Annotated in this window: 21 protein-coding genes and 1 pseudogene; 9 read left to right on the top strand and 13 right to left on the bottom strand. The window is 30.9% G+C overall.

The features are described from left to right. Positions 1–70 precede the first annotated feature (70 nt). Positions 71–970 carry a DMT family transporter gene (locus NRK67_01805; protein UUV17591.1) on the bottom strand — a complete coding sequence of 300 codons (900 nt, stop codon included), beginning with the start codon at positions 968–970 and terminating at the stop codon, positions 71–73. 333 nt (positions 971–1,303) lie between these two features. Here NRK67_01805 and NRK67_01800 point away from each other — a divergent pair, with 333 nt between their 5' ends. Further along, a complete protein-coding gene (locus tag NRK67_01800; GenBank protein ID UUV17590.1) occupies positions 1,304–2,680 on the top strand; it encodes an 8-oxoguanine deaminase in 1,377 nt (458 codons plus the stop codon). 48 nt (positions 2,681–2,728) lie between these two features. On the opposite strand, the gene NRK67_01795 is transcribed toward NRK67_01800, so the two are convergent. Next, positions 2,729–3,334 carry a VWA domain-containing protein gene (locus NRK67_01795; GenBank protein UUV17589.1) on the bottom strand — a complete coding sequence of 202 codons (606 nt, stop codon included), beginning with the start codon at positions 3,332–3,334 and terminating at the stop codon, positions 2,729–2,731. A 420-nt stretch (positions 3,335–3,754) separates the two neighbouring features. After that, positions 3,755–5,293, bottom strand: a complete 1,539-nt coding sequence (locus NRK67_01790; protein ID UUV17588.1) for an alanine:cation symporter family protein — start codon at positions 5,291–5,293, stop codon at positions 3,755–3,757. Positions 5,294–6,200: 907 nt separating this feature from the next. Here NRK67_01790 and NRK67_01785 point away from each other — a divergent pair. The 5 genes from NRK67_01785 to NRK67_01765 all read left to right on the top strand — a co-directional run bounded on the left by NRK67_01785 (position 6,201) and on the right by NRK67_01765 (position 12,052). Continuing rightward, positions 6,201–7,550, top strand: coding sequence for a pyridoxal-phosphate dependent enzyme (locus tag NRK67_01785; protein ID UUV17587.1), 1,350 nt, complete (start codon positions 6,201–6,203; stop codon positions 7,548–7,550). A gap of 185 nt (positions 7,551–7,735) precedes the next feature. Further along, the gene (locus NRK67_01780; protein UUV17586.1) at positions 7,736–7,936 is read left to right on the top strand and encodes a cold-shock protein; all 201 of its coding nucleotides are present in this window, start codon (positions 7,736–7,738) and stop codon (positions 7,934–7,936) included. A 522-nt stretch (positions 7,937–8,458) separates the two neighbouring features. After that, complete coding sequence (locus NRK67_01775; protein ID UUV17585.1) at positions 8,459–9,631, top strand: iron-containing alcohol dehydrogenase; 1,173 nt, start codon at positions 8,459–8,461, stop codon at positions 9,629–9,631. A 169-nt stretch (positions 9,632–9,800) separates the two neighbouring features. After that, positions 9,801–10,604, top strand: a complete 804-nt coding sequence (locus tag NRK67_01770) for an NAD(+)/NADH kinase (protein UUV17584.1) — start codon at positions 9,801–9,803, stop codon at positions 10,602–10,604. Positions 10,605–10,957: 353 nt separating this feature from the next. Then, complete coding sequence (locus tag NRK67_01765) at positions 10,958–12,052, top strand: leucine-rich repeat domain-containing protein (protein UUV17583.1); 1,095 nt, start codon at positions 10,958–10,960, stop codon at positions 12,050–12,052. 798 nt (positions 12,053–12,850) lie between these two features. Here NRK67_01765 and NRK67_01760 read toward each other — a convergent pair. After that, positions 12,851–13,030, bottom strand: a pseudogene (locus NRK67_01760) (hypothetical protein). Between the two features lie 231 nt (positions 13,031–13,261). After that, positions 13,262–13,825 carry an XRE family transcriptional regulator gene (locus NRK67_01755; GenBank protein ID UUV17582.1) on the bottom strand — a complete coding sequence of 188 codons (564 nt, stop codon included), beginning with the start codon at positions 13,823–13,825 and terminating at the stop codon, positions 13,262–13,264. A 461-nt stretch (positions 13,826–14,286) separates the two neighbouring features. Between NRK67_01755 and NRK67_01750 the strand changes: the two genes are divergently transcribed. From NRK67_01750 to NRK67_01740, 3 genes are read left to right on the top strand one after another with little or no spacing between them, the layout of a single operon-like run. After that, the gene (locus NRK67_01750; protein UUV17581.1) at positions 14,287–15,399 is read left to right on the top strand and encodes a hypothetical protein; all 1,113 of its coding nucleotides are present in this window, start codon (positions 14,287–14,289) and stop codon (positions 15,397–15,399) included. Beyond that, positions 15,399–17,150 carry a cobalamin-dependent protein gene (locus NRK67_01745; GenBank protein UUV17580.1) on the top strand — a complete coding sequence of 584 codons (1,752 nt, stop codon included), beginning with the start codon at positions 15,399–15,401 and terminating at the stop codon, positions 17,148–17,150. The genes NRK67_01750 and NRK67_01745 overlap by 1 nt, the downstream gene beginning before the upstream one ends. Positions 17,151–17,156: 6 nt before the next feature. Next, positions 17,157–18,542, top strand: a complete 1,386-nt coding sequence (locus NRK67_01740; GenBank protein UUV17579.1) for a glutamate mutase L — start codon at positions 17,157–17,159, stop codon at positions 18,540–18,542. A 155-nt stretch (positions 18,543–18,697) separates the two neighbouring features. Here the strand turns inward: NRK67_01740 and NRK67_01735 are convergent, their stop codons facing one another. The 8 genes from NRK67_01735 to NRK67_01700 form a co-directional block, all read right to left on the bottom strand. Next, the gene (locus NRK67_01735) at positions 18,698–18,865 is read right to left on the bottom strand and encodes an IS3 family transposase (GenBank protein ID UUV17578.1); all 168 of its coding nucleotides are present in this window, start codon (positions 18,863–18,865) and stop codon (positions 18,698–18,700) included. Between the two features lie 24 nt (positions 18,866–18,889). Next, positions 18,890–19,573, bottom strand: a complete 684-nt coding sequence (locus NRK67_01730; GenBank protein UUV17753.1) for an IS3 family transposase — start codon at positions 19,571–19,573, stop codon at positions 18,890–18,892. A gap of 23 nt (positions 19,574–19,596) precedes the next feature. Then, the gene (locus tag NRK67_01725) at positions 19,597–19,869 is read right to left on the bottom strand and encodes a transposase (protein UUV17577.1); all 273 of its coding nucleotides are present in this window, start codon (positions 19,867–19,869) and stop codon (positions 19,597–19,599) included. A gap of 737 nt (positions 19,870–20,606) precedes the next feature. Continuing rightward, positions 20,607–20,966: a hypothetical protein gene (locus NRK67_01720; protein UUV17576.1), complete on the bottom strand. Its 360-nt coding sequence runs from the start codon at positions 20,964–20,966 to the stop codon at positions 20,607–20,609. Next, complete coding sequence (locus tag NRK67_01715; protein ID UUV17575.1) at positions 20,963–21,214, bottom strand: hypothetical protein; 252 nt, start codon at positions 21,212–21,214, stop codon at positions 20,963–20,965. Before NRK67_01715 ends, NRK67_01720 begins: the two co-directional genes overlap by 4 nt. A gap of 235 nt (positions 21,215–21,449) precedes the next feature. Further along, the gene (locus NRK67_01710; GenBank protein UUV17574.1) at positions 21,450–22,454 is read right to left on the bottom strand and encodes a hypothetical protein; all 1,005 of its coding nucleotides are present in this window, start codon (positions 22,452–22,454) and stop codon (positions 21,450–21,452) included. A gap of 287 nt (positions 22,455–22,741) precedes the next feature. Continuing rightward, positions 22,742–23,413 (bottom strand): Rad52/Rad22 family DNA repair protein, encoded by a 672-nt coding sequence (locus NRK67_01705; GenBank protein UUV17573.1) that lies wholly within the window; start codon positions 23,411–23,413, stop codon positions 22,742–22,744. Between the two features lie 14 nt (positions 23,414–23,427). Further along, positions 23,428–23,805 (bottom strand): hypothetical protein, encoded by a 378-nt coding sequence (locus NRK67_01700; GenBank protein ID UUV17572.1) that lies wholly within the window; start codon positions 23,803–23,805, stop codon positions 23,428–23,430. Positions 23,806–23,845 lie beyond the last annotated feature (40 nt).

Here is a 23,845-nt window from a genome sequence, read left to right as displayed (position 1 = left end):
AGCCTAAATAAATTTCATTGTTTCCTATACTATAAAAAATCCATCTAGGTAGATTCCTAGATGGATTTTTTTATGCTCTCTTACGCTCAGAAGCAGTTATTTTTTTATTCTTCTGTCCAGTGCTCATACTATACAGAAAAATACCTAATCCAATGAAGATAATTCCTATAATCATATTTGTACTTAAAACTTCTCCGAAAACTATAACAGAAATAAAAATAGTAGAAATACTCTGGGTAGACAATATCACAGAAGCTTTTTCAGCATCTACAAATTTTAATGCCTGGTTCTGTGCTGTGTATGCAAAAGCTGTAACTACAATACTCAGATATAATATATTCATTGTTAAAGCTCTCGTCAGAGGAAAAGGCTTTTCATTAAATACGCCAATAAATATCAGAGAAAAAAGGCCGCATAAAAACATCTGGATAACAGAAAGTTTTTTATAGGACATCTTATTGGAATTTTGTTCTAAATATACTATGTTTAAAGCAAAACAAAAACCGCTTAAAATCGAATAGAAGTCCCCTATACTAAATCCATTGAGAGAAAGACCATTTTTATTGACATAGAAGATCCCAATTATTATGAGAAGTGAATAGGATATATTTATTACACTAAATTGTACTTTTTTTAAAACTCTTTTAATTATTAAGGTAAATATTAAATAGGAAGAAAATAGTGCAGCACCTCTCGCCGATGATATATACAGCAGCCCATAACTCATAGTAAAGAACATTATAAATACAAATACAGATGACCAAAAACATATTTTTATCTCCTCTATATTTAACCCTTTAAGTTCTTTAAAATATATTATAGATAATATCAGTCCACCAATAAAAAACCTAACAGTTAATAAAGAGAAGACTCCTACCCCTAGATTAAAAGAATATTCCATGGAAGGATAGGCACTCCCCCAGATTAATGAAGCAAATATCAATAATACAGTCCCATATAAATTGGCCACTTTATCTCCCTCCTTGTTTAAAAATATAATTTCTCAAAATATTCTTTCAATACAACTCTCTTAGAATAAAAATTCCATCTTTCTTTTTTTAATCGCGATTAACTTATTAGTAAGGTTATAGTTCATAAATTCACACAAGTCAACAAAGCAACCTGATGAAATTAAGACACAGTAAAAATATTGAATAAAAAAAAGGATTTATATGATTATATATATATACTAAAACAATGAAATGGAGGTAATATCTGAAATTTTAAAAAATATTATATGAAACAAAATTAACAGAAAACATAATAGAAATAAGCTAAATAAAAAAATTTGAGGAGCGAGAGGATGGGAAGAAGACTATTAATTAAAAATGCAAAAGCTATTATTACCTGTGATGATAAAGATCGGGTATTTGAGGGTGCAAATATATTGATGGAAGACGGGGTTATTAAATATATAGATAATAATTTAAGGGACGCTGATGAAGTTATAGATGCTACAGGAATGCTAATTTATCCGGGACTTATAAATACACACCACCATTTATACCAGATATTTACAAGAAATTTACCGGAAGTACAAAATATGGAGCTGTTTCCCTGGCTGCTTTACCTCTATGAAATCTGGAAAAATTTAGATGAAGATACAATTAAATACAGTTCCCTTGTAGGAATGGGAGAGTTATTAAAAACAGGATGTACAACTTGTTTTGATCATCATTATATATTTCCTAACGATGCGGGAGATAATTTGATTGATTTACAGTTTGAGGCAGCAGCAGAACTTGGAATTAGAATGCACTCTTCTAGAGGCAGTATGTCTCTAAGTAAAAAAGATGGAGGACTTCCACCAGATGAAGTGGTGCAGAGTGTGGATGAAATCTTAGCTGACTCTGAAAGGCTGATCAAAAAGTATCATGATTCCGGTTTTAATTCAATGAGGCAAATCGTTCTTGCACCATGTTCTCCATTTAGTGTAACAAGTGAGTTAATGGAGAAAACAGCAGTATTAGCAAGACAATACAGTGTAAGATTACACACTCATCTATGCGAAACTATAGACGAAGAAAACTTTACCTTAGAAAAATTTGGGATGAGACCTCTGGAATATATGGAGAGCCTGGGATGGTTAGGTGAAGATGTCTGGTTCGCACATGGTATCCACTTCAATGATGAAGAACTAGAAAAACTAGCAGAAACTAAGACTGGAATAGCCCATTGTCCTATATCTAATATGAAATTATCCTCAGGAATTGCAAGAGTATCAGAGATGCAAAAGATAGGTATATCTGTTGGAATAGCAGTAGATGGAAGTGCAAGTAATGATGGATCAAATATTTTAGAAGAGATTAGAGTAGGATTCCTATTACAAAGATTAAAATACAGCAATGAATCAGTGAGTGGATATGAGATGTTAAAAATGGCTACCAGAGGTGGTGCAGATGTTCTGGGAAGAAAAGATCTTGGCCAGCTGTCAGTAGGTATGGCAGGAGATTTATTTATGATCGATTCTAATAGAATGGAACTTGTAGGTTCTCACTATGATTATAAAGCTATTCTGGGAACAATAGGTGTAAAAGGAAGTGTTGATTATACTATAGTTAGTGGTAAAGTTGTTGTTAAAGATGGAAAACTTGTAAATGTTGATGAATTAAAAATAAGCACTAAGGCAAATATGTTAGTTGATAAATTAAATAATAGAGATAAATACAATTCCCACTAGATTTAACTAAAAAAAAGGGAACTCTGAAATAGAGTTCCTTTATCTTGTTTATTTTTTTCTTCTTTTCTTCTTCCTTCTTTTATGGGTAACCATTTTTTCCATAAGGTTGAAAGCTTCAGAGGTCCCTTGAGAACTTGCTTCAAAATTAACAGCATCTTCCTGCCTTATGGCAATTTTTTCAGCTGTCACCACTGCATCCTGATTTGCTGCCAGGAATACAAACTCCCAGTTATAAGTTTCCTGCTGTAATTTAACCTTATTGGCTATTTCTTCGTAACTGTATTCCTTACTTGCATTTTCAAGACCATCTGTAAGAATGGCAACAATTACCTTTTCCGGTCTCTCTGCTTCAGAAGTTTTAAAAAGTCTTTCTCCTACCCTATCTATGGTTGTACCTACAGCATCAAGCATAGCAGTTGTCCCATTTGGTATGTAACTTTTTTCATCTAATAAAGGAACTTCTTTTATATCTCTGCCATCATATACAACATCGTAGTTATCGTTGAATAAAATAAGAGAAAGGGCTGTCTCACCTTCAAATTCTTTTTGTGATCTTATAAAAAAATTAACTCCTCCTATAGCATCACTTTTGATCTCATCCATAGACCCAGAACGATCAATTATACATATCACTTCATGATAATCTTTTTTCATTTTATCCTCTCCCATTTATTTATTTTATTAAAATAGACCAAAATATCTCTCTGCTTTCGAAATATTATTCGGATATGAGATAATAATTCCTTCAAATAAAAGTGAAAAAAGATATTAAATCCCCCTCGTGACCCACCTGAGGATAGATATTTACTCTCCTTTTTTTTAATATATATCCAGGATTTCTAAAGATTTGTTAGAAAGACATTTTTTATTACAAAAAATAAAAAAAATTTAAACTTTTTCCACCTAAGTGGCGTCTGATAGATATAAGCAAATGAAAATAGTAATTTTTTCATTTCTTTCTTTCCTTAAAATAAAATATAAAAATAAAAACCTCTTAACTGTGTGACTATTACAGGTAAGAGGTCTTTATTTTTTTGACTATATATTAACTATATTTTTAAATTAAATGCAAGACTATGATGTTTTTAATTCTACTGCACCTTGTTCAACCGTTACCACTCCTCCTCTTTTTTCCTTCCTTACTTCATCCCAAACCGCAAATTCTCCTTGAATTCCAATTTTATTTGGATTAAAGTCCCAATCATCTGCTCTTCCCTCTTTCATCCTTATTCGATAGTCTTTTAAACAAGCGATAGCAGGTTTGTGCATAATTAAAATCCCTATTATATTTATCCAAGCCATTGTTCCTATCCCAATATCTCCAACAGTCCAAGCCATCCCTCCTGCAAGTAGAGAGCCTAAAAATGTACATCCAAAGAATATGAACATTAAAATATATCTAATTTTTTTCCCTTTTTCACTGTTTTTAGTTAAATAGATCAATGCTGTCTCTCCATTCCAAAAAAATCCTAATAAACTAGTGAAAGCAAAGAATGCAATGGCTATAGCTACTATATATGCACCATATCCAATACCAATATCCAATGCTGTAGATGTATTGGCTGCTCCTACTGTCCCGACACTCATACTAGCTGTTGCTCCAGGTCCAGCATAAATTGCCTTGCCAGTTCCATCAAATACTTTATATGCACCTGTAATAATAATCATCAATGCTGTTGCTGTACATATGAATATTGAATCAATATAAATTGAAAATGCCTGTACCAGCCCTTGTTTAGCAGGATGTGATGTATCTGCTGCTGCTGCTGCACCCGGTCCTGTTCCCTGCCCTGCTTCATTTGAATAAACACCTCTTTTTACACCCCAGGATATCGCTGACCCTACTATCCCTGCAAATGCTTCTTCTCTTCCAAATGCAGATTTAACAATTAAAGTTAACGTTGGAATAATATTCTCTGCATTAAGTGCCAGCACTATCACTGCAATAACCACATATGCCACTGCCATAAATGGAACTACTATCCCGGCAAATGTTGCCAACCTTTTAGCTCCTCCCAAAATAATGATTGCTAAGAGACCTACAATAATTGTTCCTGTAATCCATTGGGGAACCCCTGCTGCTACTTTAAAAGTCCCTGCAATTACATGTGATTGAGTAGACGGCATACATATAAGCATGGCCAATATTGTAGACAGAGCAAATAAATTTCCATACCAGGCTTTTCCTCCTAATAATCCTTTTTGGAAATAATAAGCAGGTCCACCTCTATATCCGCCTTCAAATTTTTCTTTATATAGTTGGCCCAATGTAGACTCAATATATGATGATGCCGCACCTAGCAATGAAATCATCCATAACCAGAATATCGACCCAGGTCCTCCCAATGATATGGCTGTGGCCACTCCTGCAATATTTCCAGTCCCCACCCTTGCAGAAACAGACATACACAGTGCTTCAAATCCACTTATTGAATCCTTAGACCTTTCTCCTTTTTTCACATCTTTTCCCAATAACAATCTTACCATTTCCTTTATCATTATAAATTGAACACCACTTGTTTTTAAAGTGAAAAATAATCCTGCACCTAAGCAAAGATATATAAGCACCGGTGACCAAACAATACTATTTAACAGATTAACTAAATTCCCCATAAAACCTCCTAAGTAATTTCAACAATAAATATAAAATTCTTAATTCCACCTGTCTGCTACTAAGAGGTTAACCTCACTTTTAGTGAATGTCAAAAACAAAATATGGACACTCAGACTTATTTTTAGCACAGTTTTTTCTTGAATGTTATAGGTTGTGATTTTTTTTCAAAAAAATAGACTTCTATAGTAAAGGGTAGCAAAGTTTCAAATTTTAGTATCATAATGCTCTTGAGGACACTTTTTAATACAATATAAATAAAAAAATAAGCAACTATATGATCTGAAATATTTTTTATTTAAATTGTCAATTTTAGATATTTTTTTATACTTTTTTTCTTATATTTTTGATTGTTTTATCGACTAATATCTCAGTTTATTAGTTATTTATAATAAACAATTTTTTAGTCATCGATTACTATATTAATATCTATAACGATATTTAATCTAACCTATATTAGGATATTTTAACTAATTTTTTATTTTTTCTAAAATCGTACTCTAAAATGATACTAAAATGTAAAATACTCTGTTTTTTTGCCCTTTTAAATTTAATATTTTTATTTATTTTTTTCTTTGAGTGAAACAGATAACAATTAATTTAAAATATAATATTTTTATTTTTATTTATTTTTAACATCTTTTTAATGCCTTTATAACCGAATTCTAATTTAAAAATATTTATTTATTATTACATCTGTATTTTTTGTAGCACAATTTTAAAAAATACCAAAATTATAAAATCAGTTTTTTTAGTATTTATATAAATTTAACTATCGTATTTCTTAAAAAGGATATCCAATGACTTAAATAAAATCTGATATAGATCTTAGAGGATTTAGGTTGCTCATTCCGTAATAATATACATGAGTTTTAATTATTATTAACTGCTGAGAAAGGAGGATATACTATGTTAAAAAGCGGAAGAACACCCTTATTGAGAGCCCGTAAACTTGAAAAACTGTTAGATGTAGGAGAGATCTATATAAAATTAGAAGGTGCAAATCCAGCGGGTCATAAGCATGACAGGATAGCTGAGGTTTTAGTAAAAGATGCCATTGCTCACAAATATACAGGAATTGTTGTAAATGGTTCCGTCAGCTATATTAATTCTATCCTATATTATGCTGCTCTGGAAAATTTAGAGGTTGTGATTCCGTTGTTTAAGGGAGAAAGATGGAAAATTGTAAAATTTAAGGATAAGGGAATTCTGGATTTAAGATATTTAAAATATAGATCACAATTAGAAATAATAACAAAAACTGCAGAGGATAAAAATTATTATCTGGCAGCTGAAGGTTATACCAATACTCATATAAGTCAAATGATTCTGGAAAACCTGACAGATGAAATTTTTAAAAAACTGAATTACAGAGTAGATACTATATATACTCAGTTAAGCTATGGATATACATTAACTAGTATACATAACTACTTACTAAAAAAATGGATGAATGGTGAAATCGAAAATTTTTCAAATATTATATGCGGAACCTGGGGAAAAGGAAATGCAGTATTCCAATACTTTCAAAGGACTAAAGAAATTAAAAATAACGTTCTTCAAGGATTTAAGGATCAGGAGTTATCCAGGAACCATATATTATTGGATATAGAATTATTGGAACAGACTTTTCTAGACATCAATGAAACCGATGGTGCAGTTATTTCCATCAATAAAGAACTGTTGAAAGAAAGTGTAAAAATTTTAAGACAGAAAGAGCAGATAAAAGCAAATGAACAGGAAGTATACTCTTTTGCAGCTTTTTATAAATTAGTTAAAGATAAAAAAATAAAAAACGGAAGGCATGTAATCATCCTAAATGAGGGGAAGAGTATCATAAATATTGAAAATTTAAATGACTATGATGAGGTTTCTAAAGACAAATTAGTCAAATTAACCCGGGAATTACTGGTAGAATACTCAGATTCTGTAGCGGAGACAGAGGATGCAATAAAAAATGCTATCAATAAAGGGTTTATATTATTAGCTTCTCGTAATGGTATATATCAAGGTGTCTGTATTATTGTCAATCTGGGATTTGAAGAATTCATACCAAAATATCATTTGGCATATATCGGAACTAATAAAGCGAGTAAAGGCAGGGGAGTTGGAACTGAATTGATACAGCGTGCCATCGATCTAACCCATGGGAATTTATCATTGCATGTAGATTTAGATAATAAAGGAGCTAAAAAACTGTATAAAAGGCTCGGATTTAAACATGCTTATAACCGTATGATTTATAAAGGTGAAATATAGACTTATTCTAAATTAAAACCTTACTATAAAATAAAACTTTACTTCTTGTAACGTTTATGATATCATATTGTTAGTAACAGAGAGTCAGACAAGAGCTTCATTGGTTAAGAAACCCTTCATAGGGTTGAAAGTTAAATGGATTTTAAGAAAAACTTATCTGTATTAAAATTTTACGGAGGTAACACATGTTAAAAGGAACAGTTAAATGGTTTAACGATGATAAAGGATTTGGATTTATTTCAGCAGAAGACGGGAACGATTACTTTGCACACTTTTCTCAAATTAAAAAAGAAGGATTTAAAACTTTGAACGAGGGAGATGAAGTAACTTTCGAAATCACTCAAGGTGATAAAGGTCCTCAAGCTTCAAACATCGAAACTGTATAATTATATATAATTTTGAATATTCAAAGTGGTAGAAATTTCTACCACTTTTTTTATTATTTAGAAAATATCATCGGATTTATAGGTATAAAAAAAGTGCGATACAAAAGTATCGCACAAGTGTTGAAGTAACTCGGTACTTCAACTTATCGGACAGGCTAACGTCTCAGAAATATTGTATCATTTTTAATAAAATATAACAAGTTATATAATATAATAACTCTTTTGAATATTCTTCTTTTCTGATTGAATAAATATATGGTAAGAGGTTAATAAAAACATTTCCTGATCTCTCTTCATTGTTAAAGAGGAGGAATAAAAAATAAAAATTAAGTAAAATTAGGAATTGATTTTCCTGTTTTTTTGAATTTTAATAATTTTTTTGTCTATCTAAAGCCTTTTAATCCTCCAATTCCTACCTTTTGGTAACTACACCACCGAAAAGTGCCTTCTTTTTTTTCTGAAAATTTTAATATATACTAATCCCATGTAGAAAATATTAAAGAATTTTAGGAGGAAACAAATATGCAAAGATTTACAATACCAAGAGATCTATATTTCGGAGAGGACGCACTATCACACTTAAATACTATTAAAGGAACTAAGGCCTTTATCGTTATAGGATCACAAAGATTAGTAAATGACGGGACAGTACCTAGTGCTGTTGAATATTTAAAAGCAGCTGGAATAGAGAGCGAATTATTCGTAGGTGTAGAAAATGACCCTTCAGTAGCCACTGTTATGAAGGGTGTAGAAGCTATGAACAAATTTCAGCCAGATGTAATAATAGGAATCGGTGGAGGTTCACCAATCGACGCTGCCAAAGCTATGTGGATCTTCTATGAGCACCCAACATTCACATTTGAAGAAGCTGCAAAACCATTTAACTTACCAGAATTAAGAAATAAAGCTAAATTTATAGCAGTTCCTACTACAAGTGGTACAGCTACAGAAGTTACATCATTTTCTGTAATCACAGATAATGAAACTAATATCAAATATCCAATCGCAGACTACAACATCACACCAGATGTAGCTATAGTAGATACTAACTTAGTACAGACAATGCCTAAGGGATTAGTTGCAAACACAGGAATGGATGCATTAACTCATGCACTAGAAGCTTATGTTTCTAAAGCTAGAAATCCATTTACAGATGCACTTGCAATGAAATCTATCGAGATGATCGCAGATACTTTAATCAACTCTTACAATGGAGAAGACCAGTCTAGAAAAGATATGCATATTGCACAAAACTTAGCAGGAATGGCATTCTCAAACGCTATCCTTGGTATAGTTCATTCGATGGCTCATAAAACTGGTAAGGTATTAAACATAGCTCATGGATTAGCCAATGCAATCTACCTTTCTTATGCTATTGAATTCAATGCAAAAGATAAAGTAGGAAAAGCACAATATGCCCATGCAGCCAAGACAATAGGATTAGCTGGAAACAATGAAACTGAATTAGTAGAATCATTGGTAAACTTAGTTAAAGAATTAAGAGAACAGATGGATATGCCTCATTCATTAAAAGAATTTGGAGTAGAAGAAGAGTTCTTCTTGGCTAACTTAGATGAGATCTCTAGAACATCTGTAGCAGATCCATGTACAGGTACAAACCCAAGGGAGATATCTGTAGAAGAGATGAAAAACTTATTCAAAGCCGTTTACTACGGTGAAAAAGTAACATTCTAATTTAGAGAGAAAATTGAGACTATCAAGCAACACATCAATTGATTTATACTCATCAATTAGCTCTAAAAAATTTAAGAAAATTATTTCAAAATGCCCCTAAGGTCAATTGACTTTAGGGGCATTAAAATAATTAAGAAAATTACTCAGAATAAATGAACAGGAGAAAGAGATGAAAAAAGTATGTATAATTTACAATCACAATAAAAAAGAAACCCTTAATTTTTATGAGAAAACCGTAGCATATTTTGAAAAAAATGGACTTGAAGTATGTCCCATAGAAAAAGTAAAAAGTTGTGATTTTGCCGTAGTAATAGGAGGGGACGGGACTCTTTTAAGAGCAGGTAAGAAACTCATTGTTAACAACGATATTTTTGTAATAGCTGTAAATATGGGGAGCCTGGGTTTTCTTACGGAAATAAAAGTCCAGGAAGCTTTTGAAATATACGAAGAGGTACTTAAAGGAGACTACAAATTAGAAGAAAGACGTGTGATGGAGATAACTATAGGAACAAAGACCCTTTTCGCAATCAATGAGGCAGTTATTTCTAAAGGAGGTATTCTCACCAAGTTGGTCGGCATAGGGGTCTATTCTAATGGAGATCTTGTGAATACTTACAGAGCTGATGGAGTTATTGTAGCAACACCCACAGGTTCTACAGGATATTCTCTGTCAGCAGGTGGTCCCATCATAAAACCTACATTAAATGCAATGCTCGTGACTCCAATTGCTCCTCATAATTTAAGTCTTAGACCTGTAGTTATAGATGGAAACGAAGAATTAGTTTGTTCTATTCAAGATTTAGATGGACTGGGATACCTAACAATAGATGGAGAACAAATTTGTAAAATATTACCTGAAAGCAAAATAAAGATAAAGTATTCAGATAAAACTCTAAAATTAGTTTTACCTAAAAATAGAGATTATTATGATGTATTAAGAGAAAAACTTAAGTGGGGAAATAAACTATACTAAGGTAGTTACTAACCTCTAATGATCAGATAGACAGTGAATTAGATAAATAAAACATTTCATTTACTTCTTTTTACTAGAAATTCTAAATAATTTCTTGAACAACTAAAAATTTATTCCTAAAGTAGCGATTCTCTGTGTATGACAGGAAAAAAACATTAAATAAATTTTAGATTCTCCATAATAGTTGCATCAGAACCATGTGTTTACCTAAGTAATTATAGCCTGTTACGATAAGCAATAATATTTTTTATGAACAATTTAGTAACTCCAGAAGAGGAATAAAAAAAAGTAATTGTATATTATAAGAATAAATATTTAGTGCATAATTGGTGGTATCAAGAGGAGGGATAAAAATGATTTTACCAATATCAAAAGTAGTAGAAATTAAGTGGACGGCCGTAATGATAGATAACGAAACCCTTAGAGATTTAATCTGGGAGGCATTGAAGTTAGCAGCAGCTGAGAAAGGAATCACTCTCTCATCCAACCCTTATAACTTGTTCACACATGAACTGATGCTGATAACAAAGTTGACTGCAATAAATAAAGGAATTATAGAACTGAAGTGGATAGATCATCTCGTAAATCTGAAAGAACTTAATCTTAGTCAAAATAAGATAGTAAATATGGAAGGGGTGAAGTTCCCTGGCAGCCTAACAGAACTTAATCTCAATCACAACAAGATCGCGAACCTGAAAGGTGTAAAGTTTCCTGATAGCCTGACAACCCTTGATCTTAATAATAACAAGATAGCTAGTCTCGAGGGGGTAAAGTTCCCCGGTGGTCTAATAGAACTTAATCTCAAGCACAATCAGATAGCTAGCTTGGAGGGTCTAGACTTTACCGGTCTTGATAACCTGACAGTTCTTGGTCTTAATAACAACAAGATAGCTAGTCTCGAGGGGATGAAGTTCCCCCATAGCCTGACAACTCTCCATCTTTTTAGTAACCAGATAGCTAGTTTGGAGGGTCTAGACTTTACCAATCTTGATAACCTGACAGTTCTTGGTCTTAATAACAACAAGATAACGAATCTCGAAGGGATAAAGTTCCCCGATAGCTTGACAACTCTCCATCTTTTTAGCAACAATATAACAAACCTAAAGGTAGTAAAGTTTCCCAATAGCCTGCAAACTCTTGACCTTCTTAGCAATAAAATAACGAGCTTAGAGGGGGTAAAGTTCCCTAATAATCTACAGAATCTCGATCTCCTCAGCAACCAGATAACGACCTTGGAGGATGTGAAGTTCCCTGATAATCTACAGAATCTCGATCTTTCTAATAACCAAATAGATACAATTGCAGGATTCGAAAAAGTGTTCTCCAAACTTAATAAATTTTTTCATGTCTGTATGCGTAGCAATCCTATCACAGAGAGTTCAGAGTACCGTACGGTAATAGTTAAGATAGAGGCAGATAACCCACACATCAATTTTATTCCTAGATAGATTAAAAGATAGGTTCATAATGATCATTGTGAAGAGGAAAGGAATACAACTTATAAGATACTCTTTGATTTTGCCGAAGGGTTAATGGGGATATCAATTTAACCTCTAATGACTAGATAAATAGTGAACTCAATAAATATAAGGTGTCGCTGGATTTGGAGGACTTAAAATCCAAGGAAAAGGATTAGAATTTAAAATTTTTAGGAGGGCTAATTCAATAAAGAGTTTATTTTGTAAATATAAAGAATAGTGTAAAAGGGATATTTTAAAATGTCCCTTTTTTATTTGAATTTTAAAATATTGTCAAACATACTTAAATGAGAGTTAAAATAAAGGGAGAAGGAAACTTTAAAGATGGGACTCGATATTAATTTATTTAGACAAAATACTTTAGTGAAAAAAAGGATAAATAAATTGTTTCTACTAAAAAAGTCTACCTTAAACCGGTAGACTTTTCTTGTTATATATAATTTAAGAGCATTTTTTAAAATAAACTCTCTTCAATCTCTTTATTTTCAATAAAATTTATAGTTTAGCTCTTATTCCCACTCTGTAATTTTAATCTTTTTTGTGCTCTCAACCTCTATTTTTAACACTTTATATCTCACTATTCTCACTGAAATCAATTTTTTATTTATGTTTCTAAAAATATTAGTACGTTTTTAGTACTTTATTTTAATATAATTAACTACTATGATAAGACCGAAAGTTCAACTCCAGTAGGTGGCACCAATAAAATAGAGTTTTAGAGCAGAACCTAAGCTTTTTCTATTTTTATATTCCTCTGGTATTCTATCTTCAAGGCTTGTTGGCATATTTTTTACTATATTCTGGGGTTCTATCAGCATACATTATCAAGAACTCTCCATAGATTTCACCCCAATTTCTAAGGGAATAAGTCCATTTTTTAGTAGCTATTTGAGTTGCTAGACACAATGCTTTAAGTAGAGCAGTATCTGAAGAAAAAACACTTCTTTGATATTCATTCAACAATCCAGCAATAATTTGTTTTTTCCATCAAATAAATCATTTTATTTTTGTTTTGCTATAAAAAATAGCTTCCTTTATTAAAATTATTATCATAGAAAGCTATTCCTTCATACTTTATTTACATATTTTTTGGGACAGTCCCCCAGTTAAATTTGCAATTTACACTTTTTAGTTTCATAAATTATTGTCCCACTCTTTTTTTAATTTCCTTAATAAAAGTTACAATATATTATTACAACTATCAATACTTTTAAGAGTGTTCATAGCAGCCCAATAACTTACACAATCGCTTTCAGAGATTTTTGTTATAAAATGCTCTGAAAATGCTTTTACATATATAGAATCTCCTTCTTCAAGAATAAAAGTGGAACCATAAATTTCTATTTTTAACGTTCCTTTTATAACTATTCCAATTTCGTCAGTGTCATGACCCCAGTTTTTAGTACCTTTTGCATCATTTGTTAATGTTTGTACTTTCCCAACTAATCTTTGATTACTATCTGTCCAATATTCATAATTTATTCCATAATCTTTGCTATAAACCGATTCTCTTTCAGCTTTTTTAATTACAGGTTTAAAAGAAATACTTTCATTTATTAAATCCACTGCATTAATAGCCATAGCTTGACAAATAATTTGAATATTTTGTAATGTAGGACTAGTCACTTCTCGTTCTATATTACTTAAATATGCAATAGATAATGATGTTCTTTGCGATAATTTTTGTAAAGTTAAAGTTTTTTTCTTTCTATAATATTTAATTCTAGTTCCAATTGAAAACATTTTATTTCTCCCATTTTTGCTTAATATAATGCAACATTGTAAAAAAATTATAATTTTTGTAGTTATCTTTTATAAATAAATTTATAAGACAGAGGTAGTCACATAAATTAAATATAACATCATTATAAATACTTACGTAAACTTCTGTCAACATAATAAGCAATTTAAGTATTTTAAACTAAGACATTCGTTCAAATATCAAATAATTTTTTTAATTCATTCTAATGGAATAAAATAAAAATTTGACAATTCTCTATTTTTAAAATATAACTAATAATACATAATGTGAATTTTATTCAAATAAAAAAAAAACTCCATAACCCTAAAAAAATCTATTATATTTTTATTATAATAAAAATATAATACAAATAGGTGTAATCTAAAAGTTTCAATATATTTCTTTAAAAAATAATTAATAAGAAAATTTAACTTTTAAAATAATTTTACATAGGAGGAAAAATGTGGTCAACAACGACGGAAGCAAGTTAAATTATGGCACAATTTTTACATTGGTAGGAGCAATATTGGCATTTTCAATAGGCTCGGGTTACTCTACTGGGCAAGAGGTAGTTCAATTTATTACTTCTTATGGATATCAAGGTTTACTGGTAGGTTTAGTTTTCTTAATTATCTTTGGCTATTCTAATTATGCGTATGCTAGGGCAGGGAATATTGGAAAGTTTGATAAAGGTGCAGATGTTTATAGATATTTCTGTGGAAATGTTGTGGGGACTGCTTATGATGTGTTCTCTGTCGGATTTTGCTATATGTCATTTATAGTTATGATTGGTGGAGGAGCTGCAACATTACAGCAACAGTATGGCGTTCCAACATATATTGGAGGATTTATTATTACAGTTTTAGCAGCAACAACAGTAACTATGGGATTAAATTCACTTGTTAACATTATCGGAAAAATAGGTCCTTTAATCGTTATAATTTGCACAGTTGTAGGTATTTACGCATTAATTAACGATGGTGGAAATATACCCGTAGCAGTTCAGAAGATTAACTCAGGTGAAGTTAAAGTAATGCAGGCATCTTCTCATTGGTTATTAGCCGGAGGTTCATATGCAGGTTTCTGTATGCTTTGGTTTGGTGGTTTTATGGCAAAAATAGGATCTGAGAATAAACGTAAAGAAGTTACCATAGCAGTTATAGCAGCAGCAATTTTTAATACATTAGCAATTATAGTAAGTGGATTTGCTTTAACCGCCAATGTTGAATTAGTAAAAAGTGCACAAATACCAAACTTAGTATTAGTAAATAAATTGATGCCAATATTTGCTCCTATATTTGCAATCGTTGTATTTCTTGCAATCTATACGACATCAGTTCCATTACTATGGACAGCTACATCTCGTTTTGCAAAAGAAAAATCAAAAGCGTTTTATATATTAACACTTACTTTAGCGCCAATAGGTTATTTAATTGCCTTAAAAGTACCATTTAATAAATTACTAAACTTTGTATATGTAGTTAATGGTTACGCAGGTATTGTTTTATTAGGTTTCATCATTGTTAAAAACATAAGAATACGTATGAGTGGAAATATAAAATCGGAGGTAGCATAATGAATATTAAATTTGATAAGAGATTTGAATGGAAAGATTTACCTGATATGGATACAATGCGTCGTGAAGTTGATGCTGCTGCCAAAGATATCAAAATTGGAGAAACTTTATTTTTTAAAGAATATGGTGTGAAATCTGAGAATGAATACAAATTAAAGTGCATGAAAAATGGAGAATTAACTAAACATTCTCATGTTGGTTGGAATAGTTGGGACGAAACAGCAAAAAACATTGAATTTATATATAATGAGTTAAAAAAACGTGGAAGTCATATTACACGTTTTGGATTTATATGTGATTGGGTAATGGGTGTTCCTAAAGAGTATAGACATAAACTTCCAAAAGGTACTGGGCTTTGTTTGGAGACACCAGAAGAATGGGCTGCATTAGGACAAGTAGTGCCTGTTCAACCCCACTTATCCGATCATATGATTGGTTGCCCAAATGCTTGGGAAAATACAGTTTATGCTCTTAAGGCTGGAGCTACTTCCATAGGTAATGTATCTCATTACTTTACTTATGAATATCCAGGAGTTGATTTAGAGTATGATCGTACTTGGAATTCAATGAAAGCATTCTATCTGATGGGAAAATATGAAGGTACTGTTGTTCATTCAAATATTGATGATGGTTTTGGTAATCAATTTACAGATTTAGTGAGTATAACAGGTTGGGCAATGATGGAGAGATATATCGTTGAAGAACTTTTAGGAGCTAGGTTATCTCATGCTTATGGTAACTTATTTAGTGACCCAATGGGAAGAATTATTATGCACAATACCATGGATAGATTAAATAAATATAAAACTCCTGGTACTATGATTTTTGGTAATACAGTTGATTATGGTTTGGATATTGAACGTAATTTTGGAGCTTTGTCATCATTTTCATTAGCAGATGCAATATTTCAACGTCACTGTCCTACAGGTCATTCAGTAGCTTCAGTTCCAGTAACAGAAGCTATCCGTGTACCAACTGCTCAAGAAATTGTCGATGGTCACCTTTGTATAGATATGATGATTGAAAAATCTAAATTTATGGAGCCATATATCAACTGGGAAAAAGTTGAAGCTGAAACTGATGTTTATATAGCTGCAGGAAGTTTATTCTTTGAAAGAATGATGGATGGTTTAGAAAATTTAGGTGTAGATATAAAGCATCCTGGTCAAATGATGGCAGCACTTAAAGCTATTGGACCTAAACAATTAGAGGATAATTTTGGTGTTGGAACTAGAGAAAAAGATGGATTGAGAGAGAGAATCCCAGTGAGACCTACAGATATGACTAAAATTTTAATGGATAAAAAGTCGATTGCTCTAGATAGAATTGGAAATTTAAAAAAACGTTTGGAGGGGAAAAAAGTAATCGTTGGGACAACTGATATTCACGATTATGGTAAAGAAATAGTAAAAACAATAGTTGCTAAGGCAGGTGCAACAGTATTTGACCTAGGTACTTATGTTACTCCAGATGAACTGATTGAAACAGTTCTTGAGACTGAAGCTAAGGTGATAATTATCAGTACTTATAATGGTATTGCTCTTACTTATTCAAAAGAAGTTGTTGAAAAAATTAAAAAAGCTGGTTTAGATGTGCAGCTCGTTATGGGTGGATTACTCAATGAAAATTTAGATGGTGGAAGTCTTGCAGAAGATGTAACAGTTCAAGTTAAGGATTTAGGAGTAAATTGTGATAACAACATGGATCTTACAATAGATATTGTAGAAAAAATTTACAGTGTAGTAGGGTAGAGTGTTATGGATAATGCTATTTTATTAGATTTTGGGAGTACCCATACAAAAGTTGTCGTTGTTTCATTAAAAGAAGAGAAGATTCTTCATACTAACTGTTTTGCTTCAACAGTAAAAACAGATGCTAGAGTTGGATTGCAACAATGTTTAGACAGTGCAAAAAGTGTACTATCAGAAGATAAATTTGAAAAAGCAATTAAATTAGCTTCTTCAAGTGCAGCTGGTGGATTAAGAATGGCAGTAATAGGTCTTAGCCAAAGCTTGAGTATAAAAGCTGGAAGAAATACAGCATTTGGAGCAGGTGGAAAGATTTTGTTCACACTTTCGGGAAAAATAACACCTGAACAAGTTCAAGAATTTGTCGATGCAAAAGTGGAAATTGTTTTATTTTGTGGTGGATATGAAAATGGGAATGAAACAATTGTATTACATAATGCAGCTATCTTGGCTGAAAGTAATCTAAGAATCCCAATTATATATGCAGGTAATAGTGCAATCGTTCCTAGTGTTAGAGGTTTAATGCGAATAGGAAGAAAAGAATGTTTTATAGCAAATAATCTTATCCCAGATATTAGACAATTAAATACTGCAATGGCTGAGGATATAGTCAGGGAAGTTTTCCTTCAGAGAATAGTTAATATGAAGGGATTAGATAAAGTAAAAAAAACATTAGATGATATCTTGATGCCTACCCCATCAGCTGTGCTTTCAGCCGGGGAATTACTGACAAAAGGAACTGAAAGTGAAAGTGGAATTGGTGAACTGATGATAATTGATATAGGCGGAGCTACTACTGATGTACATTCATTCGCTGAACAAACTTCATACAAAGGAGCCAGATTATCAGGAGCTAAAGAATCATATTCGAAACGTACTGTAGAAAGCGATTTAGGAGTTCGGGAATCATCCGGGCTTATGCTTAATGAAGTTGGTATTGAAAAATTATCAGAAACTTGTGGAAAAAAGGTAGAATGGATAAAAGATTCCATTGAACATCGTGTAGTAGTTAATGGATATATTCCCGATACTGAAGATGAAAAGCATTTAGATGAGGTTTTAGCCGAGATTGCTGCTAGGTCTTCTACACGAAGACATGCAGGACGTATTGAACATGTACATTCAGCAAATTGTAAATTATTACAGGTAGGTAAAAATATTACTACTGTAAAAAATATAATAGGCACAGGCGGTCCAATAATCCACAACAAAGACCCCAAAAAAGTACTATCATCAGTATTTAAAAGTGGTAAAAAAGAAGAAAATTTTTTATTGCCTATGACCTCTAAATTATATTTAGATAAAAAATATATTCTTTATTCTATGGGATTACTTCGAGAAGTGGCTCCCAATATTGCTCTAAGAATTTTGAAAAAAGAATTGAAAGAGTTATAAGTTTTGGAGGGTGTACAGAAAAGTCTCCAAATAAAAAATAGTTTCTATGATAATTTTTAACATGATAAAAAATCATGAATTTTTATTAATTCAAATATAAGTTCTAAATTTTAGCATGTCAAGCAAGCCTTTAAAAAAAGGCTTCTTGGCTGGTCTTATGTCAATATAGTGGACAACTTTTCTTCGTATTTTTCCTCAAATTTTAAGGGACTCATATTCCCGTTTGCACTATGCAATCTTTCCCTATTATAAAATCCTTCAATGTAATCAAAAACTCTTAATTTCATCTCTTTCGCACTAATTACACCTTGTAAATAGATCATTTCTTTTTTTATACTCGCATGAAATTACTCAATAACTGCATTATCATAACAGTTACCTCTTCTACTCATAGACTGCTTCATTTTCAGCTGTTCAATCAACTTACAATAATCATTACTTGTATATTGTGACCCTTGATCACTATGAATTATTGTTTCTAACTCAGGCTGCTCTTTTAAGTACGCTTTTTCTAGTGTATCTATTACAAGTTTCTTATCCATTGTATTCCTAATCTCATAATGAACTATTTTTTTGCTCCACAAATCTAGGATACTACTTAAGTATAGCCATCCATCTTTAGTCCAAATATATGTTATGTCTGTTACCCAAATTTGATTTTTTCTTTCTGCTTTAAAATTTTGCTTTAGTAAATTCTCTTTGATATTTTGCGGTGGTTTTGAAGAGGCTGAACTAGCTTTAAACTTTTTGATTCCATTAACTTTTATGCCATATTCTCTCATTATCTTTGAAATTCTTTTAATTGTTGTTTTTATTTTGTATTCATCCAGTAACTGAGTTTTTAATCTAGGCGCCCCATAGGCTTTCTTATGCTTATTCTTTCTAATGTTATTAATATATTCCAAGATCATTAACTTATCTCTATAAGTCTTAGTCTCCTTCTGGTGAAGTTGCTTGTAAAATCCACTTTTAGAAACCCCCAAAGTACCACATAACCGCTTTATACTATGAGCTTTCCTGTGATTTTTAATGAATTTAAAGATAGTTTTATTCTTTACTTTAAGTTCCTTGAGAATATGGCTGTAGCCTTTTTTAAAATATCATTTTCCTCTTCTTTTTCTTTTAATAATTTTTTTAGTTTTATTATTTCTAATTCTTGAGGTGAAAGATCATCTCTTTTTTTTAATTCTCCAAAGAATTGTTTTTCCCAACCAACTACAGTGCTAGGAGCTATTCCATATTCGCGTTTAATCTCTGATCTACTTTTTATTTTGTTATGAACTAATTCAGCGATTTCCTTCTTAAATTCATTATCATATTTTGCCATTAGACATACACCTTCCTTTTAAATATATTATATATTTACGAATGAAAAGTGTCTACTAAAAGAGTATAGCACCAGTGCAACTTCTTTAAAAATATTTTTTTGGGAAATAAAGTCTTTAAACTCAAATTAGGAATTATAAGAATAGTTAAAATGATGACGCCTAAGATATTACCAAAAGTATTAGTCAAGTATGGGAAATATCTATTTAAAACTATTAATAATACAACCCCAAAAATAATAGAGAATATTTTTTTCAATTTTAACCTCCAATTTAATTGTTACTTTTCATATTTTTTTATGCTATTTGGTTTTTATCAAAATTTTGAATGTATCAGTTTTTATATACGTATAAAATAATTATAAAGCATTACATAATATATAGTATACCTTTTTTCACTCACTTATACTATAGGGTTTTGGTGCAAAGATTTCTATTTGAAATTTCTACAAATCTAAATGTTTTATTGTTCTTAAAGAAAGAAAATTAAAAAATACACCTATAAAGATTACTCCTAATAATATTTCTATAGTTACTAAAACTTTTGTCAAATTTGTAATAGGATAGATATCTTCGAACCCTAAAGTTGTAGTACATACTGTACTACAGTATAAGGTATTGATATAATTTTCTTTATTAAAGTTTGTGTTTTTTCAGCAATTCTATTTTTCTTCATTTTTATTATTTTTTGTTTAAAATGGCTAGCTCCCTTGATAGTTAGCTAATCTATAATTATTATTTATTCTCCTTGAAATATAGCTTCTAATATTTTTTTACCTTTTTTTGAAGCAAGTTCTAGTATAAATGAGGCTAGTTGCTTAGCTACTGCACCTATCAAAAGTATCCAAATGAAACTTAATTCTTTCTTTAAAGAAAGAATTATATAGCAAATAACAGCAATGAAAAGTTCCAATGCTAAACTAAATAAGTTTGGAATAAAATTAATCAACATTGTCTTTGTGGATATTCTCTCTTCTGAAGAGAAGTAAGTTGCAGCCCTTGAAAAAATAACCCCTATAAAAAGCGATATTGTATTATTAAAATCAGGTAAATTTTTAAAAAAATCTGTTGTTTTTAGCATAGATAAAAATTCCATCATCTTTTTATCACTCCTTTAGAGCTATCTAACATTCTTGTAATAAACCCCTCATTCTTATACTTTTTAACTGTTGTATAAATTCTTTCGTTTGTTCTTCTACTTACACCTCTTATCACTTTTCCTTCTCTTTCTAAGTTGATTAATTCTTTAGATATGTCTATACCTTTACTTCTTAACTCTCTTTCTTTTATCCAGGTCGAAGTAGAATTATCTAAAAAACGCATTACTAATCTTTTCTTTTCATTCATAGTTATCCCTCTCTTTTAAAAAAGACATTCCCCTAAGGAATTTTTTCTATTTTTTTGTTATTTCTTTCTATTTTAAACTCCTACAAACGTCTAGAACATTTGCAGTCATGGGCTTGTTGATGGAAGTACGATATGCCAAAGAAAAAATGCTCTAGAATAGTAAAAATAAGAGTTTTACTTAATTTTATGCTCACTCATAAGCATAATTAACAACCACTCTCTAAGTTCAATTAATTTAAGATTCTTCTTCTTTATAATTTTTAAAATTAGATAATACTCTTTGTCGTTCTTTATAGGATTCTTCAAGATGCTTTAACATCTCTTCAATCTCCGTTTCTGTTAATTCTTTCTTTTTTTTATTCGGAGTTGTTTTCATTTCTATAACAAAATTTTCATCTTCATCTTCTGGACTATATTTTTCTAATATATACAACTCTGTTTGTATATCATTATCATTATATTCTATTTTTTCTTTATCAAACCAAAGTGTCATTAAAGTATATTGTTTACCTTCCATGAACATATCTACACTCCAAACAAAGTTCTTTTCCGTCATCTTTTCATTTATTTTATAACTTACAGAGACCCAATCGCTTACGATTGTTGATGATATTCCATCATCATGGTCTATCGTTTTCATCCTATTCCATTTATGACCATTATCTTCATAATAATCTTTAATAAAATTTAATACATCTATATCTATAAAAAGGTTATTTCCATTTAACCCTGCCCTACTCCCACTACTTTCCATTATATAAGCTTTAGAAAAAGCCATATTCATTTGAAATTCCTTAGGTGAATAGATAGCTGTTTTTTTCTTTAACGTTTCTATTACTGAACTATGTGCTATAGTATTTGAAGCCATAGAGACTCTCTCATTCATGTAAGAGAATCTATCACCTATACTCAAAACACTTCTCAATCCGTAAAAATTATTTTTTATATCACTTTCATTTAGTATATTATAATTCAATATAGCTCTACTTAACCATGATAAGTATTTTCTTTCATAATAATCTAATTCTCCCTTAAAATCTAAAGATCTTATTATTCCATCATTTAAAACTAAAGATACTTCTTCTGAGTTATTCCTTACATGAAAATGTGGTTCTAACAATGTTATTCTCAATAAGTTTTCTTTTGCATCTTTTGTATTTAATTGCCATTTACTTTTTTTTAATGGTGCTCCATATCCTAATAGGTCACTCCACATACAAAAATTTTTTACTATTTTCAATTTTTTCCCCCTTTGTGAATTTAAGTAGAGTACTCCACCACCAGCCTAACTCTCTATCCAAAAAGAAGACGCTCGGGACATCTTCTTTTCTTATTTTAAATACATAATAGCACTTTTAAATCATAAATTAAAGATTAATTAAATTTAACTAAAAAAGGAGTCAGACAATTGCCTAACTCCTTTCTCTATTTTAAACTCCTACAAATTTCTAGAACATTTGCAGTCGTGGATTTGTTGGTGGAAGTGACGGGAATTGAACCCGTGTCAAAATTTTTGTTATTCTTTTTTTAACTAACCATTAGAGTTTCCAGATATTTACAAGCATTGATTAGGTTTGGATCTTGTCCCTTATCTTTGAGGTAATCAAAATACCTTCTATCATTCTCAAATATTTCTCCTAAAGTCTTCCCGCTATATTTACCGAAAGTAAGTTTCATCAATCTAGCTCTTTGAAGTCTATCCTTTGGGTTTTCAGTGATAGGTTTAGTGTTTTTAGATTTAGAAATTGTACCTAAATCTTTAAAATCTATTATAGGGGTTATAGCAAAGTCATATCCCTTACCTTTGGGAACTATAGGAAACCATTGATTTCTGACTCCATATAGATACCTACCTATACCAAATCCACTAGAAGCTACTCTCTTAAAGGCAGATGATATGCCCCCTTTGACAAATTCATAATCTGTTAGTTGAGCACCATCCTCTTTACTTATCCATTCATTATTAATCCTGAGAGATAAGGAGCATAGAAACCCATCTTTTACTTCCCTATAGCTGACCTTCCAGCTATTAAATCCTACAACTTCATCTAATCTGTCTTGGATAGATCTAGCTTCTACATATGCTAGAGCCAACCCCATTGTTTTATCTTTATTTGTAGCACCAACTTTAAATTCTAATTGATCTTCTACAAATGGTTCTTTTAGTTGTTGTATTATTATCTCTATAGACTTATCCATAATTTAACCTCCCATCAATACTTAATTGTAAACATATCTACTACTTCATCCATATTGCCACTCTTATGTATCTGCTCCATCAGCTCTGGAATATCATCTGAAATATAATACTCAGTATGATTATCTACATAATCCACGAGATCACTCTCATCCATAGCTTTTAAAATGGTATGAGGTGAAAGATTATCAGTTAAAAATTTCTCGATCTCTTTACCTTCGTTTTCTAATTGGAGTTCAAGTTTTTCCCATAGTTCTGTAGAGTTAAATTCTTCAGTCTCTAGAAGTAACTCTTTCTCCTCTTCTGTCCATTCATTTTTAATAAAATCTTTGATATCTTTTGGTTCTATATTTTTAAGAATTCCGTTAGAATCCATAGTGATTAAAATATTCATAATGTGTTCCTCCTAATTTTTTAGTATATTTGTACGTGAT

The sequence above is a fragment of the Fusobacteria bacterium ZRK30 genome, from assembly GCA_024628785.1.
GTDB lineage: Bacteria > Fusobacteriota > Fusobacteriia > Fusobacteriales > Fusobacteriaceae > Psychrilyobacter.
The sequence above is the reverse complement of the archived record's forward strand: the minus strand, read 5'-3'. Positions and strand labels throughout refer to the sequence as shown.

Bases quoted from the DNA above. Each gene is read 5' to 3' on its own strand.
- NRK67_01800 (UUV17590.1), top strand. From the start codon at position 1,304: ATGGGAAGAAGACTATTAATTAAAAATGCAAAAGCTATTATTACCTGT.
- NRK67_01795 (UUV17589.1), bottom strand. From the start codon at position 3,334: ATGAAAAAAGATTATCATGAAGTGATATGTATAATTGATCGTTCTGGG.
- NRK67_01790 (UUV17588.1), bottom strand. From the start codon at position 5,293: ATGGGGAATTTAGTTAATCTGTTAAATAGTATTGTTTGGTCACCGGTG.
- NRK67_01785 (UUV17587.1), top strand. From the start codon at position 6,201: ATGTTAAAAAGCGGAAGAACACCCTTATTGAGAGCCCGTAAACTTGAA.
- NRK67_01780 (UUV17586.1), top strand. From the start codon at position 7,736: ATGTTAAAAGGAACAGTTAAATGGTTTAACGATGATAAAGGATTTGGA.
- NRK67_01775 (UUV17585.1), top strand. From the start codon at position 8,459: ATGCAAAGATTTACAATACCAAGAGATCTATATTTCGGAGAGGACGCA.
- NRK67_01770 (UUV17584.1), top strand. From the start codon at position 9,801: ATGAAAAAAGTATGTATAATTTACAATCACAATAAAAAAGAAACCCTT.
- NRK67_01765 (UUV17583.1), top strand. From the start codon at position 10,958: ATGATTTTACCAATATCAAAAGTAGTAGAAATTAAGTGGACGGCCGTA.
- NRK67_01755 (UUV17582.1), bottom strand. From the start codon at position 13,825: ATGTTTTCAATTGGAACTAGAATTAAATATTATAGAAAGAAAAAAACT.
- NRK67_01745 (UUV17580.1), top strand. From the start codon at position 15,399: ATGAATATTAAATTTGATAAGAGATTTGAATGGAAAGATTTACCTGAT.
- NRK67_01740 (UUV17579.1), top strand. From the start codon at position 17,157: ATGGATAATGCTATTTTATTAGATTTTGGGAGTACCCATACAAAAGTT.
- NRK67_01735 (UUV17578.1), bottom strand. From the start codon at position 18,865: ATGATCTATTTACAAGGTGTAATTAGTGCGAAAGAGATGAAATTAAGA.
- NRK67_01725 (UUV17577.1), bottom strand. From the start codon at position 19,869: ATGGCAAAATATGATAATGAATTTAAGAAGGAAATCGCTGAATTAGTT.
- NRK67_01720 (UUV17576.1), bottom strand. From the start codon at position 20,966: ATGATGGAATTTTTATCTATGCTAAAAACAACAGATTTTTTTAAAAAT.
- NRK67_01715 (UUV17575.1), bottom strand. From the start codon at position 21,214: ATGAATGAAAAGAAAAGATTAGTAATGCGTTTTTTAGATAATTCTACT.
- NRK67_01705 (UUV17573.1), bottom strand. From the start codon at position 23,413: ATGGATAAGTCTATAGAGATAATAATACAACAACTAAAAGAACCATTT.
- NRK67_01700 (UUV17572.1), bottom strand. From the start codon at position 23,805: ATGAATATTTTAATCACTATGGATTCTAACGGAATTCTTAAAAATATA.